The 15,725-nt window shown below is 61.8% G+C and carries 14 protein-coding genes; 5 read left to right on the top strand and 9 right to left on the bottom strand.

Annotated elements, in window-relative coordinates:
* Window positions 1–7: 7 nt before the first annotated feature.
* Both FXN63_RS03025 and FXN63_RS03020 read right to left on the bottom strand, forming a co-directional pair.
* The gene (locus FXN63_RS03025; RefSeq protein ID WP_148812721.1) at window positions 8–889 is read right to left on the bottom strand and encodes a branched-chain amino acid ABC transporter permease; all 882 of its coding nucleotides are present in this window, start codon (window positions 887–889) and stop codon (window positions 8–10) included.
* 114 nt (window positions 890–1,003) lie between these two features.
* Window positions 1,004–2,155: an ABC transporter substrate-binding protein gene (locus FXN63_RS03020; RefSeq protein WP_148812719.1), complete on the bottom strand. Its 1,152-nt coding sequence runs from the start codon at window positions 2,153–2,155 to the stop codon at window positions 1,004–1,006.
* A gap of 394 nt (window positions 2,156–2,549) precedes the next feature.
* Between FXN63_RS03020 and FXN63_RS03015 the strand changes: the two genes are divergently transcribed.
* Window positions 2,550–2,984, top strand: coding sequence for a CopD family protein (locus FXN63_RS03015; protein ID WP_148812717.1), 435 nt, complete (start codon window positions 2,550–2,552; stop codon window positions 2,982–2,984).
* 55 nt (window positions 2,985–3,039) lie between these two features.
* On the opposite strand, the gene FXN63_RS03010 is transcribed toward FXN63_RS03015, so the two are convergent.
* Window positions 3,040–3,522, bottom strand: coding sequence for a DUF2231 domain-containing protein (locus FXN63_RS03010; RefSeq protein WP_148812715.1), 483 nt, complete (start codon window positions 3,520–3,522; stop codon window positions 3,040–3,042).
* Window positions 3,523–3,616: 94 nt separating this feature from the next.
* Between FXN63_RS03010 and coxB the strand changes: the two genes are divergently transcribed.
* Genes coxB through FXN63_RS02995 form a run of 3 tightly spaced genes read left to right on the top strand, consistent with a single transcriptional unit; the run spans window position 3,617 to window position 7,316 of the window.
* The gene (gene coxB / locus FXN63_RS03005; protein WP_222863995.1) at window positions 3,617–4,342 is read left to right on the top strand and encodes a cytochrome c oxidase subunit II; all 726 of its coding nucleotides are present in this window, start codon (window positions 3,617–3,619) and stop codon (window positions 4,340–4,342) included.
* Complete coding sequence (gene ctaD / locus FXN63_RS03000) at window positions 4,339–6,915, top strand: cytochrome c oxidase subunit I (protein WP_148812711.1); 2,577 nt, start codon at window positions 4,339–4,341, stop codon at window positions 6,913–6,915. Before coxB ends, ctaD begins: the two co-directional genes overlap by 4 nt.
* On the top strand, window positions 6,912–7,316 hold the full coding sequence (locus FXN63_RS02995; protein WP_148812709.1) for a hypothetical protein: 405 nt from the start codon (window positions 6,912–6,914) through the stop codon (window positions 7,314–7,316). The genes ctaD and FXN63_RS02995 overlap by 4 nt, the downstream gene beginning before the upstream one ends.
* Here the strand turns inward: FXN63_RS02995 and FXN63_RS02990 are convergent.
* The 6 genes from FXN63_RS02990 to FXN63_RS02965 all read right to left on the bottom strand — a co-directional run bounded on the left by FXN63_RS02990 (window position 7,244) and on the right by FXN63_RS02965 (window position 14,031).
* Window positions 7,244–8,098 (bottom strand): cytochrome c oxidase assembly protein, encoded by an 855-nt coding sequence (locus FXN63_RS02990; protein ID WP_148812707.1) that lies wholly within the window; start codon window positions 8,096–8,098, stop codon window positions 7,244–7,246. The genes FXN63_RS02995 and FXN63_RS02990 overlap by 73 nt on opposite strands.
* A gap of 413 nt (window positions 8,099–8,511) precedes the next feature.
* On the bottom strand, window positions 8,512–9,612 hold the full coding sequence (locus FXN63_RS02985; protein ID WP_148812705.1) for a catalase family protein: 1,101 nt from the start codon (window positions 9,610–9,612) through the stop codon (window positions 8,512–8,514).
* 34 nt (window positions 9,613–9,646) lie between these two features.
* Window positions 9,647–11,941, bottom strand: a complete 2,295-nt coding sequence (locus FXN63_RS02980) for an FdhF/YdeP family oxidoreductase (RefSeq protein ID WP_148812703.1) — start codon at window positions 11,939–11,941, stop codon at window positions 9,647–9,649.
* Between the two features lie 299 nt (window positions 11,942–12,240).
* Window positions 12,241–12,816 carry a hypothetical protein gene (locus FXN63_RS02975; RefSeq protein ID WP_148812701.1) on the bottom strand — a complete coding sequence of 192 codons (576 nt, stop codon included), beginning with the start codon at window positions 12,814–12,816 and terminating at the stop codon, window positions 12,241–12,243.
* 15 nt (window positions 12,817–12,831) lie between these two features.
* Complete coding sequence (locus FXN63_RS02970) at window positions 12,832–13,317, bottom strand: type III secretion system chaperone (protein ID WP_187395084.1); 486 nt, start codon at window positions 13,315–13,317, stop codon at window positions 12,832–12,834.
* Window positions 13,318–13,476: 159 nt separating this feature from the next.
* The gene (locus FXN63_RS02965) at window positions 13,477–14,031 is read right to left on the bottom strand and encodes a TetR/AcrR family transcriptional regulator (protein ID WP_222863994.1); all 555 of its coding nucleotides are present in this window, start codon (window positions 14,029–14,031) and stop codon (window positions 13,477–13,479) included.
* 92 nt (window positions 14,032–14,123) lie between these two features.
* On the opposite strand from FXN63_RS02965, the gene FXN63_RS02960 reads away from it, so the two are divergent.
* Window positions 14,124–15,635, top strand: coding sequence for an MFS transporter (locus FXN63_RS02960; RefSeq protein ID WP_148812695.1), 1,512 nt, complete (start codon window positions 14,124–14,126; stop codon window positions 15,633–15,635).
* Window positions 15,636–15,725 lie beyond the last annotated feature (90 nt).

The raw sequence follows: 15,725 nt of genomic DNA, 5'->3' as shown, positions 1-15,725 counted from the left end.
TGCCCCCTTACGCCTTGCGTTCCAGCACTTTGCCGAACAGGCCTTGCGGGCGAACCAGCAGGATCAGGAACAGCAGACCGAAGGCCACCGCGTCACGCATCGTGGAACCCACGTACGCAACCGACAACACTTCAGCAAATCCAAGGAAGAGGCCACCGATCATGGCCCCGCGAATGTCACCCATGCCGCCCAGGATGATCACCGCGATGCCCTTGTGCAGCATCGGCTGACCCATCAGCGGGAACACGGCACTGGAATACAGGCCGATCAGCACGCCAGCCAGACCGCCCAATGCGGCGGCGGCGAACGAGGTCGTCAGGAACAGGCCCTCGACGTTGATACCCAGCAGGGATGCGGCTTTGGGCGACTCGGCAATGGCGCGCAGTGCGCGGCCGACCTGCGTACGCTTCAGGACGATCATCAACGCAATCATCAGCACGATCGAGGTTGCGATGATCAGCAGTTCAATGGCGGTCACGTGGACCTTGCCGACTTCGATGGCGTCTTCGGGAATGATGCCCGGCGGGAAACGGATGTTGTCAGCGCCGAAGATGCCCTGCACGGCGGAATTGACCGCAATCGCAACACCAATGGTGGCGATCATCGGGATCAAGTGGGGCGAATTGCGCTTGCGTAATGGCCGCAGCACCAGGAAATCGATGATCAGCCCTGCAATACCAGCGGTGGCACAGCCAACCAGAATGGCCGCCCACAAGGGCAGATTGAGTATGGTGACCGCTTCCAGCGCCAGGTAGGAACCCAGCATGAAGACGGCGCCGTGGGAGAGATTCACCACCCCCAGAACCCCGAATACCAACGTGAAACCGAGCGCGAACAGTGCGTACACGCAGCCCAGTGCCAAGGCGTTGACGAGTTGCTGTTCCAGCATGACTCTTCCAGCAAAAACGACGCGAGACATTCCGCGAAAAAAAGACCGAGGGCGCGGCACCTGCGCGCCACGCCCTCACTTGCCGGGGTTATGCGCCCCGGACTTGCCAGCTTTTTACTTCTGGATCACGTAGGCGTTGCCACGGGTGACCATCACGATGGGGGTTTGCACCGCATCGTAGCCAGCCGGCTTGCCGGCCTTGTCCTTCACCTGGGCGAACTGGAAGGCACCGGTAGCACCGGTGTACTTCACTGCCGGCAGGGCATCGCGCAGTGCCAGGCGGTCGGCTTCCAGCTTGTTGGTCAGCTTCACGCCCTTGAGCGCGGTGCTGACGATGTACAGCGCGTCATAGGCCTGAGCAGCGAACTGATCAGGTGCAGCGTTGTACTTGGCCTTGTAGGCCGCGATGAACTTGGTGTTTGCCGGCGTGTCGTTATTGCTCGACCAGGGGCTGCCGACCCACAGGTTGTCCGAGCGGTCCTTGGCCAGTTCGAAGACGCGCGGCGAGTTCATGCCGTTGCCGCCGATGATCGGCACTTCGATGCCCAGCTGACGGGCCGCAACCATGACCGGGCCGCCTTCGGCAACCAGTGCCGACAGCACGATGGCGTCGGGATTCGTGGCCTTGATCTTGGTGAGCTGGGCCTTGAAGTCGACATCGCCCTTGGCGAAGGTTTCGGTCGTGGTGACCGGAATCTTCAGGTCTTCCAGGGCCTTCTTGAAGTTGTCATAGCCGCTCTTGGTGAACACGTCGTCGTTGCCGTACAGCACTGCGACCTTCTTCACGCCGGCAACTTCCACAGCCTTCTTGATGGTGGCCGGCAGCACGTCGGCTTCGGTCACCGAGTTGCGGAACACGAAGTTGCCGATGGACGTGATGCCGTCAGCCGTGTTCGAGGTACCGAAAGCCGGCGTCTTGGCCGCCTGTGCGATCGGGTGTGCGGCTTGTGCCGAATTCGACAGCGTCGGGCCGAAGACCATCAGGACGCGGTCCTGGAAGATCAGCTTCTTGAAGACGTTGATGGCTTCTTCTTTCTTGCCCTGCTCGTCTTCGATCTGCAGGACGATCTTGTCGCCATTGACGCCGCCGGCGGCGTTGATCTCTTCGACTGCAAGCTGGAAACCGTTGCGAATCGCATTGCCATACTGGCCCGCGCCGCCGGTCAAGGCCGCAGCCACACCGATCTTGATATCTGCAGCCTGCGCGAACGAGGCGGCACCCAAAGCGGCAATTGCCACCACTGACCTGCTCAAAGCACGATTCATTTTGTCTTCCTAAAGGCGTTCGTCCCCTACCTTGAGGGGGGTGTCATTCACGACGAGCCAATTCCGGAGACATTTCGGCAAGAGCGGTCGCGAATAGCGACGGCCAACGCCTCGTGATGCGAGGCGCCTTGCAATTCCCGCTGCACATCGCCTGGGGTGTAGGCGATGCGGACGCAGGCTGCTAGGTGCAGTCTGTTACTTCCGGAAAAGCGGTCACATTACCGCACATTTTTGGCGAGGCAACCACTAGGGCATACCTGCGAAGGGCTCAGAGTTTACCCGATGTTTCCGATCGTATCGGGCACACGGTTTGCTGGGTGAACCTGCTGGTTTTTATGTCTTTTTTACGTGGCGGTGGTTTATCCCACGTCGTCGCGCCTTTCGGACACCCACCATGATCTGGCTGAAAGCGCTGCATATCTCGGCATTGACCATCTGGTGCGCAGGACTGTTCTACCTGCCCGGACTGTTCATGCTGCACCCCAAGACCCGCGACCACGCCGACTACCACCGGCTGCGCATCATGACGCGCTACAGCTTCATCATGGTGATTTCGCCTGCTGCGGTGATTGCGATCATCAGCGGCACCATTCTGGTCTACCTGCGCGGGCTGCAAGGCGAATGGCTGGCCATGAAGCTGGTGGCGGTCACGCTGATGGTGTTCTTCCATCTGTATTGCGGCAGCGTGCTGGCAAAACTGCGCAATCCCACGTCGAAAAGCATGCGGCACCCGCTGCTTCACCTGGCGACGGTGATTGTTCCCACCGTGCTGATTCCAGTAGTGCTGTGGCTGGTAATGGCCAAGCCCCAGCTGCAGGACTTCACTTGAGCGCGGGCCGACGCGTATCCGCCCGTTCGTCAGATCGCATGAAAAATCTGACCCATCAATCGTCGGTGTCGTCGTCGCCGACACCGACCTGGTGCTCGAACACCAGCTTCCCGCCCAACCACCCGGCCACGCCGACCAGCAACGCGCCCAGCGAGGACAGGAACAAGCCATACGGCAGGATTGTCCCCGCCGCGTCGCCCAGACGAGACAACCAGTTGACGATAGAGACCCCGAGCAGCATCACTGCCACCACGAAGTGGTTCCAGCTGGCCGCGCGGTGCCGGATGCCGCGCACCGCCAGCAATTCAACCGTGCCGGCAATGCCCGCCAGAACCCCCATCAACGCGCCGCAGCCCACCAGCCATAAAGATGTGCGCGCCCAGAAGGTATCGGCGGTGAATAGCCAGGCCAAGTCCGATGCCAATCCACCCAGCAAGAAGGCGATCGGGAACGGCACCAGCATCGGGTGCAAGGGATGGCGGGCCACGGCTACGCGTGTCGGGGTGTCCTCGGGCAGCGGTTGGCCGAATTTTTCCATGCAGTCGATTTCCTTGTCGGGGCGCGCGCGAAATCGGCACCCTGCGGACTTGGCACGGCAAGTTCTGTGCCGTGCGCGTTTGGGTGTCGGCCGCGTGCTTCCCCGCGTGCTTCCCCGGCTTGCGCTTCCCCGGCTTGCGCTTCCCCGGCTTGCGCTTCCCCTGCTTGCCCTGCCACTGTTGGCCGCCTGTCATCAGGGGCCGCTGTCTGCGCTTGATCCGGCCGGGCCTGCCAGTGCCGATGTTGCTGCCGTCTGGTGGGCCATGTTGTGGGGAGCCACCGCCGTGTTCTGCCTGACCGTGGCCCTGGCGCTGTACGCCGCGCTGAAACGCCCGTCAGCAGCGAAGCGCGCGCCCGTGGGAGCGCTGCTGGTAGGGGGCGGTCTGATCCTGCCGGGGGTGGTGATCCTCGCGCTGCTGGCCTATGGCGTGCGCGCCGGCTACGCCATGATGCCGCGCGATGCGTCCGCGTTTCGCGTGGAAGTGACCGCCCAGCAATGGCGCTGGACGGCGCAATACCCCGACGGTGAACTGATTGGCGGCACCACCGACAACCGCATCGTGATTCCTGCCGGGCGACCCATTCACCTGACGGTTAAAAGCATCGACGTGATCCACAGCTTCTGGGTACCCCGACTGGGCGGCAAGATCGACGCCATTCCCGGCCACGAAAACACCATCCGTCTGCAAGCAGATCGACCCGGCATCTACCGTGGCCTGTGTGCGGAATTCTGTGGCGAACGCCATGCCCACATGTTCATGGAAGTGGAAGCGCTGGACGAAACCGCGTTTGCCGCTCGCTTCAAGCAGGTGACGCCATGAGCGACACATTGCAAAACCACAGGCTCGCCCATCCCGCACCACGTGGGCAGCCCGCTGCCGATGGCCTGTCACCAGTGGCCCGACATCACCAGATGGACAAGGTATGGGGCGCGCCACGCGGCTGGCGCGGGCTGTCGAGCGTGAATCACACCACCATCGGCCTGCGCTTCATCGGCACTGCGCTGGTGTTCTTCCTGATCGGTGGTGTGCTGGCCATGCTGATCCGGGCACAGCTTGCGGTGTCGGGCAACGACTTCCTGGACGCCGCCACCTACAACCAGATCTTCACCATGCACGGCACGGTGATGATGTTCCTGTTCGCCATCCCCATGCTGGAGGGCTTTGCGCTGTACCTGCTGCCCAAGATTCTGGGTTCACGGGACCTGGCATATCCCAGGCTGGGGGCGTATGCGTACTGGTGCTATCTGTTCGGTGGCCTGATTCTGATCGGTGCGATGGTGCTGGGCGTGGCCCCGCACCAGGGCTGGTTCATGTACACGCCGCTGTCCGGGGCTACCTACAGCCCGGGCATCAATGCCGATGTCTGGCTGATCGGCGTGACCTTCTCCGAGATATCGGCGGTGTGCGGCGGCATCGAGTTGATCGCCACCATTTTGCGCATGCGTGCACCCGGCATGAGCCTGCTGCGCATGCCCTTGTTCGCCTGGTACATATTGGTGGCCGCCGCCATGATCGTGGTGGGCTTCCCGCCGCTGATCCTGGGCAGCATCCTGCTGGAAGTGGAACGCAGTTTCGGCTGGGCCTTCTTCGACGTGGCGCGCGGCGGGGATTCCCTGTTGTGGCAACACCTGTTCTGGATGTTCGGCCACCCCGAGGTCTACATCATTTTCCTGCCCGCCGCCGGCATGGTGTCGATGATGATCCCCACCTTCGCCGGTCGCGCCATGGTCGGCCATGTGTGGGTGGTGGCAAGCGTGCTGGCCATGGGCGTGCTCAGTTTCGGGCTGTGGGTGCATCACATGTTCACGGTGGGCATTCCGCAGTTGGCGCAGATGTTCTTTTCCGCCGCGAGCATGCTGGTAGCCATCCCCACTGCCGTGCAGTTCTTTGCGTGGATCGCCACCTTGTGGGCGGGCAAGCCGGTCATTCGTCTGCCCATGCTGTATCTGTTCGGCTTCCTGTTTGTGTTCGTATGCGGCGGGCTGACAGGTGTGATACTGGCCCTGGTGCCCTTCAACTGGCAGGTACACGACACGCATTTTGTGGTGGCCCATCTGCACTACGTGCTGGTAGGCGGCATGGTCTTCCCGCTGCTGGCGGCGGTGTATTACTGGATGCCGCACGTAACCGGCCGCATGCCTTCGGAAACGCTGGGCAAGTGGGCGTTCTGGCTGATCTTCATCGGCTTCAACCTGACCTTCCTGATCATGCACCTGACCGGCCTGCTGGGCATGCCGCGCCGCGTATATACCTACCCCGGCGACGTGGGTTGGGATGTGTTCAATCTGGCCTCGTCGATAGGCGGTTTTGTGCAGGCCATCGGCTTTGCGCTGTTCCTGCTGGATGTCGTGCTGCACGGTCGCATGGGCAAGGTCGCACCCACCAATCCTTGGGGAGCGGGATCACTGGAATGGGCCATGCCCACGCCAACGCCCACCTACAACATTGCCAGCCTGCCTGAAGTGCGCAGCCGTGAACCGGTGTGGGACGAACCTGATCTGGGTACACAACTGGCCGCTGGCCAAGGCGACTTGCCCAGTGCAGAACACGGCATTCGGCAGACCATTGCGGTGGAGCCCTTGAGCGGCCAGCGCAGCAGTGTGATCGAGCTGCCCGGATCAAGCTGGATGCCCTTGTTCGCCGCCCTGACCACGGCCGTGTTCTTCCTGGGATTGCTGTTCAAGCAATACCTGTGGGTGCCGGTAGGCGGTGGTTTGAGCCTGGCGATTTTCCTGTTCTGGGCGTGGCGCACCGGCAAGCGTCACGACCCCGCCCCCATTCGGCTGCGGCCTGACGACACGGCCGTGCTGCCCACGCACCACGCCGTGACCGACGATGCGCCGGGATGGTGGGGCGTCACCTTTGCATTGGTGGCCGATGCCATGGTGCTGGCATCCCTGCTGTTTGGATATCTCTTCCTGTGGACGGTGGCACCCAACTGGCCGCCCCCGCAATGGATCACCCGCGAACTGGCGATGCCGTTGCTGGCAATCGGTGCCTTGTTCGGTGCTGCGTGGGTCGCCCGACAGGCGCATGCGGGCTTGCGCCACAGTCGCCTGACACCTGCCCGCAGCGCGCTGTGCGCATGGGCAAGTGCCGTCGCCGGTATCATTGCCTTCCTGGCCCTGACGCGTGTGCTGCAGGAATCGGTGCCCGATCCACGCGTACATGCCTACGCGTCCATCGTCTCGGCACTGCTGATCTACGCACTGATCCACATCGCAATCGGAGTCGTCATGTCGGTGCATGTGGCCTGCCGCACACACGCCGGCTACGTATCCAGCGTGCGTCAGCTCGAACCGCGCATCCTGCGTCGATGGTGGGCATACACCGCCACCAGCGGCGCAGTGATCCTCGCGGCCATTCACTTTCTACCGGAGACCCTTGCATGATCCAGCCAGGCAAGCCGCAAGCCAAACCTTTCTACACCCCTGTTCCGCAAGGCCGCGTTCTGCTGCGCCTGGTGGCCGGGCTGGGGGTGTGGGCGAGCTGCTTTGTGCTGCTGTATGCGGGCTTGTCTCTGGGTTGCGCAACCGCGTTGGCCGGCAAGCATGTTGCCGGCGTGTCCTTATTGAGTGCGCTGTTGGCCGTGATCTGGGTAGGTCACCTGGCCACCCTGGCGGTGATGTTCTGGCGCGCATGGAGCAACCGCAATGTGTTGCCGACCGACGTGCAGCCAGTGTCGACGGCACGATTCACCGGTCGGCTGACCTGGGTGCTTCACGGTGTGGCGCTGGTGGCCACGGTCGTGATCGGTTTGCCGGTGCTGATGCTGCCGGCCTGCAGCGCCTGACTGGCGTCCGCCCGACGCCACCATCCCAGAAACGCAGCCAGCCCCAGCGCACCGAAGGCAACACCGCCGGGTACCCACATCAACAGGCCAGCGAGCTGCTGGTCGGCCAGCGCAGACAAGCCCCAGACTTCCGTGCTGCCCCAATGGGCTTGGTAAAACGGACGCGACGCGAAGGTCAGCAAGGCACCCAGCAAACCCATGTGCACGGTGCTGGCAATGCCCACGGCAATGCGTTCGCCCTGACGGCTGTCCGTGGCAAACACCGCTTGCCACAAGGCCACTGATGCCCCGATCAGGCTGATCTGCATCACCCAGTACACCAAGTCACTGCGCAGACTCCACGCGTACACCGGGGGGTAATGCCAGAGCCACAGCGCCAGCAGGAATGCCAGGCCGGCTAACCAGGGTCGAGCGCGAGCGCTGGGAAATCCCAAGGCCAGCAAGGGTGCGGCGACCAGCGTCAGAATCATGTGTTGCCCGACCCGCACGGAAAACAAGGCGACCGCCCATGCACACAGGGGTGAAATGAGCGCCAGCAATGCCACTGCCCATCCCAAGGCAAACCAGGTGCTGCGGCGTGAATCGATCGGGCCAGGGGTGCGGCGCGCGTGAACCAGATAGGCCAGGGCTACACCGCCAAATGCCGCGATCAGCCAGGGATCGAGATTCCAGCGCTGCCATAGGTCGTCTGGCGTCGCGGCCACGCCGCAGTAGGGGACGGCGGCCAGAATCGAATCAAGAGACGCTGCAGAGGGGGAAGAAGCAAACAAGCCTGTCGCCATGGAAATTTCCTGGGTGGCGCCGGGTCATGCAGCCGAAGGCATCGACCGACTGAGAGAAGTGACCCGGGCAAGTTTTGCCCGGATCTGAATACGGACCGTTCCGATCATCGCCAACGCGAGGGTCGTCAGGGTCGGCTGCACTGCAGCAAATTTCTTACCTGACTGCTTTTGGGATTGAAACGGAGTGTTTAAAGCGTGGGTACGAGTGCTTTTATGCGGATCAATCGTGTGCATTGATCGCGCATAAGTAGTGTGCGCGACCCACATCCCTCGCCTGGCCATGCATCTGCACTGGGCACCCCGCAAACGCGCGGCATACCGAGAGCAGATAACTTCAAGCCATCGCCATCGCGCGCAACCCGTAAATCTTGCACGCTGGCCGGTAAGAACGGAAAGACACCTGCCGGCCAGCTTCAACCGGGTAGTTTTCCTGCTGCTTTCGGTTCATGCATCGGACAGCCCAAGCGCTCGCCACGGAAATTGGCGGACATGGTGTAGGTGTCCTTGCGCGCGCGCATGATGCCGCCCAGCGGTTGATGCGCAACCAGACCATGCCAGGGGCCGAACAGCATCTTGTCATCGACCTCGGCCACACGGGCTTGGCTCCATCCGGTTTGTGCAGGCACCACGATTCGCGCGACCGTCACGTATGGGCTTTGGTCTTCGGGCCACACCACCGTGGCATCTTCGACAGGCATGGTTTCCAAGTCCGTACAGAGCTGTACGCGCAATTCCCACTCGGCCCCATCGCGCGCAAAGAACGCATTGACCGCTTCGCGCAAGCCATCGGGATGTTCTTTCAGATCGAGCTTGGCATCCGTCAGCGCTTTTAATGACGGCGAAACCGGAACGATGCTCAGCTTTGCGATGTAATCGCCGAAGCGCAGAGGCACCACCGTGTAGAAGGTCTCGCCCAGGATATGGGTCAGCGGATGGCCGCCCAGGCTTTTCAGCGTGCCGCTTTCGCCACCCACGGCTTCCAGCGCAGTTTCGGCACCACGCGCAACGGAAGAAAACACTTTTTTCCAACCTTGGGGCGTGTCGGTGGTCTTGGCCAGCAGCTTCAGACTTTTCAAGAACGCCTTGGGATTCTTGGCGTTGAATGCCGGCGCATTCACCATCACAAAATTCTGCGTCGACTCACCTTCTGCGCCCGGCAGACGCGCGCCTTCCACCCCAAAAATCTTGATCGCCATGCCGCGCGGCGTCGACACGCTGTCGTCCAGAATGTCGCCGGGATTGGTCGATAGACGCAGAATTGCGTCGTGTGTACCCGGCGTGGCGAACATGCCCTGCGCCAAATGCGCGGGCAAGGCCGGCACGATCACCTGACCTTGCAAAATGCCGTGGCTTTTCGCGTGCACGCTGCGCACCGGGTGGCCATAGTCCTTGTAGGTCGTATCGAGAATGCTGCGCAGCGCTTCCTTCAAGCCTGCAATGGTCTCTGCCTCATCGGGCTCGGGTTGTTCAATGTCCGGGCGAAAGCGCACAGGGTCGATCATGGTCGTGCTCATCGTGATGCCTTTGCTTGAAAGCGACGCCTACGCGTCATGCGCCGATGGCGGAAATCCGCACCGGAATGGATTTGGCGGCAGGCACGTCACTGCCAATTGCGTGATGCCACAGCGGCACCAAGGGATTGCATTCCGGGTAATAGGCGGCACAGCAGCCCGCCGGAATGTCGTAGGCAGTCACTCGCATATCGGCCACGCTGCGCGCTACGCCGTCATCCACGGCGGTGTGCAGACTGACGTGCTGCCCGTCACGCAAGCCGAAGCGCGCGATGTCGGCCAGGTTCATCAACACCACCTTTCGCGTGCCGTGAATGCCCCGGAAACGATCGTCATCGCCGTAGATGGTGGTGTTGAACTGGTCGTTGCTGCGAATCGTCGTCAACTGCAAGACATCGGCGGCGTCACGGTTCACCACCAGCGTTGCCGACAGATCGCGCGGCACATGGAAATTGGCGCGCTCGGTCTTGGTATTCCATTTGCGTTCCCGCGCCGGATTCGGCCGGGGAAAGCCGCCCGACTGCCACAGGCGGGCATTGAAATTCGGGAACACATCGGGCCAAGTTCGCTCGATGGCATCCCGAACCTTGGCGTAATTGCCCACCCAGTCACGCCAGGGCACGCCCTTTTCCGCCACCGACGGAATGGCCATCGCAATGCCCGCCACGATGGCGGGTTCCGACAACAGCGTGGGGGCAACCGGCTCGGCCCGTGCGCGTGAGCCGTGGATGAAGGTGGTGCTGTCCTCGACTGATACCGCCTGCTCGCCACTGGCTTGTCGGTCGATTTCCATACGCCCCAGACAGGGCAGGACATAACCGGTCTTGCCCGGCAGCAAATGACTGCGGTTGAGCTTGGTCGCGATATGCACCGTCACGTCCAGGCTTGGCCACGCAGCTTCCAGCGCATTGGTATCGGGCGCAGCACGCAGAAAATTGCCGCCCAGCCCGACAAACGCGCGCACCTCGCCTTTGATCACGCCCTGACAGGCAGCAACCGTATTCAAGCCCTTGTCGCGCGGCGGCTCGAAACCATAGAGTTCGGCCAGACGATCCAGCGGCGCGAGTTCAGGTTTTTCCGTAATACCCACCGTGCGCTGCCCCTGCACATTGGAATGCCCGCGCACCGGACAGACGCCAGCACCACTGCGTCCGATATTGCCGCGCATCAACAGCAGGTTCACCAGCATCTGCACACTTTGCACGCCGCCACGATGCTGCGTCAGTCCCATGCCATACACGCCGATGACCGCACGGGCCTGCGCGTAGACAACAGCGGCGGCTTCCATCGCTTCTCGGCTCAGACCGGCGTGGTGACACAACGCATCCCAATCGCTCTCGCGCAGGAACGCGACGAAATCCTCAAAACCATGCGTGTGCGTACCGATGAAATCGACATCGATCACCCGCTTGCCGCCTGCCGCCTGCGCCGCTTCATCCAGCGCCAACACCGCCTTGCAAATACCAGTGATCGCAGCGATGTCGCCGCCGATCTTTACCTGGTGATATTGCGAGCTGATCCGCGTGCTGCCTGGGTGCAGCATTTCCAGCGGCGACTGCGGATTCTTGAAAGCTTCAAGACCGCGTTCACGCAGTGGATTGAAGCTGATGATCGGCGCACCGCGTTTGCTGATGGCCTGCAGGTCATGCAGCATGCGCGGGCTATTGCTGCCCACGTTCTGCCCGAAGAAAAACACACAATCGGTCGCGTCGAAATCGCTTAAATGGACAGTGCCAACCGGCACGCCAATACTTTCGGGCAGCGCCACGGACGTCGTCTCGTGGCACATATTCGAACTGTCGGGCAGATTGTTATTGCCGTACATGCGCGCCAGTAACTGGTACATATACGACGTTTCCAGCGATGCGCGGCCAGATGCATAAAAGACGGTGGAAGCAGGCTCCAGCGCCGCCAATTGTTTGCCGATGTCGGCAAATGCATCGGCCCACGTGACTGGCACATAACGATCCTGCGCAGCATCGAACCGCAATGGTTCAGTCAGACGTCCACGAAATTCCAGATCGTGGTCAGACCATGTGCGCAATTGCGTGAGGGTGTGCTGCGCAAAAAAATCGGCATCCACGCGCTTGGGGGTGAGTTCCCAAGCGGTTGCCTTGGCTCCGTTTTCACAAAATTCAGCAATGTGGCTGTGTGCGGGCTTCGCCCACGCACAGCTGACACAGGCCACGCCACCGGTCTTGTTCTGCTGGGCCAGCGTTGCTGCGGCACGGGGCAACGCCTGCGTGCGCACCATGATGCTGGCCAGCGATTTCACCGACCCCCACCCACCTGCCGGGCCTTCGTATTTGTCGATCCGTTCGTCGCTGGTCATCGCGTTCCTTGTCTGAACCCGCGACAAGTGCCGCGCTAGACAGGGATGCGCAGGTTTCGTACCCGGCGATGACTGAAAGGCTTGGTGTCGTCTTGGCTGATAACGACGTTCTGACACTGGCCAGCGATAACCGCAGCGGCCGGACGGCGGCGTCCAGCACCATCATGCCTGGCTTACCGCCCAAGCATGAAGCCATGGCGGCGTCGATCAAGGTATCCAGCAAGGTAGCTTGGCCGTCTGCATCGCCAATGTCCCGGCCGCCGCCGACGGCGTCCAAGAAGCCCAGACGGACGGGCAGCTCAGTCCCACTTGCCCGGCCCCATATTTTCGTCAAAGCCGAATTTCATGCTGGCATGGGTGTCATGGTTGAACTGCATGAAACCTTCTGGATTGGCCCTGATCGCCTGATAGGTGAACTGGCTGACACCTAACAAAGCCAAGGCCGGTGCAGAACCGCTGGCCGCCACATTAACGGTCAGCTTGGCACCTGCAAAGAACGCCTTGGAGGCATCGCCTTCCACGATGCCTTTGCCCAAGTCCATGGCATTACCTACACCGTCCGCCATGTTGGCGTAGGTACCCATGCCCATGGCCCCGATGACCTTGGCCCCGGAGCCAACGACGCCACTCATGTCGCCCTCGGCGTAAGACTTCATGGTGGCGACCATGTTCGGCATGACTCCCAGCTTGTTGAATAACAGGCTGCAGACCGTCTTGCTCATGCCCGTAGAGGCAAAGGTGTCGTTGAGCTTGGAGCCAACATCCACGACGGTGTCGAGCTTCTGCAGTTGCGCATCGGCGTGCTGCAGATTCTGCGGTGCAGTGGTCGTCGGGCGGAAGAAGTTTGAAATGCTGCTGCCAAATGGGGTACTCATGCGCGTCGCTCCGGCTCAGGCAAATTGGGGGGCGTCAAAAGTGGTATTACCGGGCTCGGTGGGCGCGGTCGGCAACAGGCGCTCTATATCGCGACTCTTCACGGACTGCGCCAACGCATCGGTCTGCTCCCCGAACGCGCCCAGCACGTCCACGAAGAACTCATATGTCCAGCCCGCGTCGTTCGGCGTCCAGATCAGGCGCAACGTGATCGTGCCGTCCTGCGGCTGCAGACCAATGACCGAAGGTGCCACGATGCCAGGCTGAAAATTCGCGACCAACAGGGCTCGCAACAGTGTTGCGGGCGTATTGCTGTCGATCGTCCCGAGATCAGAGGACAGAATCAGGGCCTGTTGCCCCGGCACAGGCTCCACCACGACGGGCGCGCCGCCCTGGGTATGCAGCGCAAATGCGCCACTGTCGTCCGCACCAATGGTAAGGCCCATCGCCTGCTCGAGTTTCTGCGTCCATTCGCGCAATACCGCACTGGTATCGATGTCCATGCAAGACCTCCTGTGTGGGTAAAGCGTATCGGTAACCAATGGCACTGAAAAAGTTCCGCGCCAGTGTGGGACATGCTGCAATTTCTTGTCCAAAGCCCGATATTGACTCACCGGTGAACGCCAACTCATTGACGCGATTATCGGTCGGGGAGTCCGCCCTCATACCGCAGGTTTGGATGTGTCGGAACGCTGAGCCTCTGCAAGCAAACTGCGAATATCCGCAAACATCTCGTCCCACATCGCCGCATCCATGCGCATGAAACCGAAGCTGCGCAGCAGGAACGCGCCTTCATTTGCCAGAAACGCCAGACGGGCGCGACGCCCTGCCGGGGTGGTGACATCGATTCCTTCAAGCCGCGCGGCGTACCAGTCCTGCATGGACGCCAAGCCTGCTGGCGTATTCAACAAGGCCGCCAACATCCCTGCTGCACGGTCAGCTTCAGCCTCATCGGTGTGATGGGTGACTTCAACATGCCCAGCCAGGCGGTGCATGGGCGGTGAGTCCGGTGCGGCCAGCTTGCCAAGCATGGTGTCGTACTCATCGTTCCAACGTGCATACATCGCAGTGATCAGGCCGTCCTTGGTGCCGAAGCTTGACTGCACACCGCCTTTCGAGATGCCCGCTGCCTTGGCCACGCCGTCGATCGTCAACGCGGCAATGCCGCGCGTGCGCACGATTTCTTCGGCTGCGTCCAGCACTTTCTCTTGATCCACTGGTTGGTAACGTCCCACACTTCCTCGCTTTTAAATACGATCGTATTTATACTGTGGACCAAGACAACTCAACTCGGTCAAGAAGGAACTATATGCAAAGCCAGAACCGTTGGCTGGTGCTGGCCGTCGTGTCGGCCGCCTTGCTGCTCATCGTGGTGGACATGACGGTGCTCTACACCGCCCTGCCCCGGCTCACCCACGACCTGCACGCAAGCACATCTGAGAAGCTCTGGATCATCAACGCGTATGCGCTGGTGGTGTCGGGCCTGTTGCTGGGCATGGGTACGCTTGGCGATCGTCTGGGGCACAAACGCCTGTTCATGGCGGGCCTGGGAGTGTTTGGCCTTGCGTCGCTGGCAGCCGCCTACGCACCCAGCGCCAGCCTGCTGGTGGTGGCGCGCGGCTTCCTGGGCGTGGGTGCGGCGATGATGATGCCGGCCACCTTGTCCATTATCCGTGTCACCTTCGAGGACGAGCGCGAGCGCGGGTTTGCCATCGGCATATGGGCGGCGGTCGCATCGGGTGGCGCGGCGCTCGGTCCGATCATCGGCGGTGCATTGCTGGAGCACTTCTGGTGGGGCTCGGTGTTTCTGATCAACGTACCCATCGTGCTGCTGGCCTTGCCGCTTACCTGGCGTCTGATTCCAGCACGGCCGGGAGACGCCAGCCGCCCGTGGGATCTGACCGGGTCGGTCCAGGTGATGATTGGCCTGATTGGCTGTGCGTATGCCATCAAGGAAGCAGGCAAACGCGCTCCGTCATGGACCGCCGCCGCAATTGCCGCCGTGATCGGCATTGCCGCGCTTGCCTGGTTTGCACGCAGCCAGCGCCGCAGTACGCATCCGCTGATCGACTTCTCGATGTTCCGCAGTTCGACCTTCAGCAGCGCGGTGGTGGCGGCTGTCGTGGCGGCTGCGGCCTTGATCGGCATGCAACTCGCGCTTACGCAGAATCTGCAATTGGTGCTGGACAAGACGCCGCTCCAGGCCGCTTTGTTCATGCTGCCGCTGTCGATCGCATCCTTTGTATCGGGTCCGCTCGCCGGCCGCCTGCTGGGCCGCGTGCCCGATGGGGTATTCATCGCCACCGGCTTGGCGCTGGCGGGTGCCGGCATGGCCGGATGCGTACTGCTGCAACACGCGCCCTACGCCTGGCAGGCGCTTGCGCTGGCCGTGCTGGGCGTGGGCATTGGTGCGACGATTACCGCCGCTTCCAGCACCATCATGCTGGGCGCTCCGCCGGAGCGCGCCGGCATGGCTGCGTCGATTGAGGAAGTGTCCTACGAGCTGGGGGGTGCGATTGGCGTGACGTTGATGGGCAGCTTGCTGTCGGCTGTTTACGCAGCAAGTTTCTCTGCACCGACCGGGGTGGATGCATCAGCGGCATCTGAAGGGATCGATGAAGCGCTGATGCTTGCGCAATCCTTGTCTGGGGATGCGGCTGCCCAGTTGGTACTGAGTGCGCAAGCGGCTTTCGGAAACGCGTTTGATGCGGTGATGGGGACGACGGCTGTGCTGCTGCTGGCCACAGCACTGGGGGTGCTGTGGCGCAATCGGAAAGGATCAGCACATGCCGCGAGTGGCAAAGCGGCCTTCCCTGGCTGAACCCAGCGCGGCTCCTGTGCAGCGCTGATTAACAGAAATGCGTCAGCCGTGAGCCCCAGGACGGGCTTTCGGCTGACTCTGTTCTTCAAG

The sequence above is a fragment of the Pigmentiphaga aceris genome (assembly GCF_008119665.1).
In the GTDB taxonomy this organism is placed as follows: domain Bacteria; phylum Pseudomonadota; class Gammaproteobacteria; order Burkholderiales; family Burkholderiaceae_B; genus Pigmentiphaga; species Pigmentiphaga aceris.
This window is presented reverse-complemented; position numbering and strand designations above follow the sequence as displayed.

Coding starts and splice junctions, on each gene's coding strand:
- FXN63_RS03025 (WP_148812721.1), bottom strand. CDS start 889: ATGCTGGAACAGCAACTCGTCAACGCCTTGGCACTGGGCTGCGTGTAC.
- FXN63_RS03020 (WP_148812719.1), bottom strand. CDS start 2,155: ATGAATCGTGCTTTGAGCAGGTCAGTGGTGGCAATTGCCGCTTTGGGT.
- FXN63_RS03015 (WP_148812717.1), top strand. CDS start 2,550: ATGATCTGGCTGAAAGCGCTGCATATCTCGGCATTGACCATCTGGTGC.
- FXN63_RS03010 (WP_148812715.1), bottom strand. CDS start 3,522: ATGGAAAAATTCGGCCAACCGCTGCCCGAGGACACCCCGACACGCGTA.
- ctaD (WP_148812711.1), top strand. CDS start 4,339: ATGAGCGACACATTGCAAAACCACAGGCTCGCCCATCCCGCACCACGT.
- FXN63_RS02995 (WP_148812709.1), top strand. CDS start 6,912: ATGATCCAGCCAGGCAAGCCGCAAGCCAAACCTTTCTACACCCCTGTT.
- FXN63_RS02990 (WP_148812707.1), bottom strand. CDS start 8,098: ATGGCGACAGGCTTGTTTGCTTCTTCCCCCTCTGCAGCGTCTCTTGAT.
- FXN63_RS02985 (WP_148812705.1), bottom strand. CDS start 9,612: ATGAGCACGACCATGATCGACCCTGTGCGCTTTCGCCCGGACATTGAA.
- FXN63_RS02980 (WP_148812703.1), bottom strand. CDS start 11,941: ATGACCAGCGACGAACGGATCGACAAATACGAAGGCCCGGCAGGTGGG.
- FXN63_RS02975 (WP_148812701.1), bottom strand. CDS start 12,816: ATGAGTACCCCATTTGGCAGCAGCATTTCAAACTTCTTCCGCCCGACG.
- FXN63_RS02970 (WP_187395084.1), bottom strand. CDS start 13,317: ATGGACATCGATACCAGTGCGGTATTGCGCGAATGGACGCAGAAACTC.
- FXN63_RS02960 (WP_148812695.1), top strand. CDS start 14,124: ATGCAAAGCCAGAACCGTTGGCTGGTGCTGGCCGTCGTGTCGGCCGCC.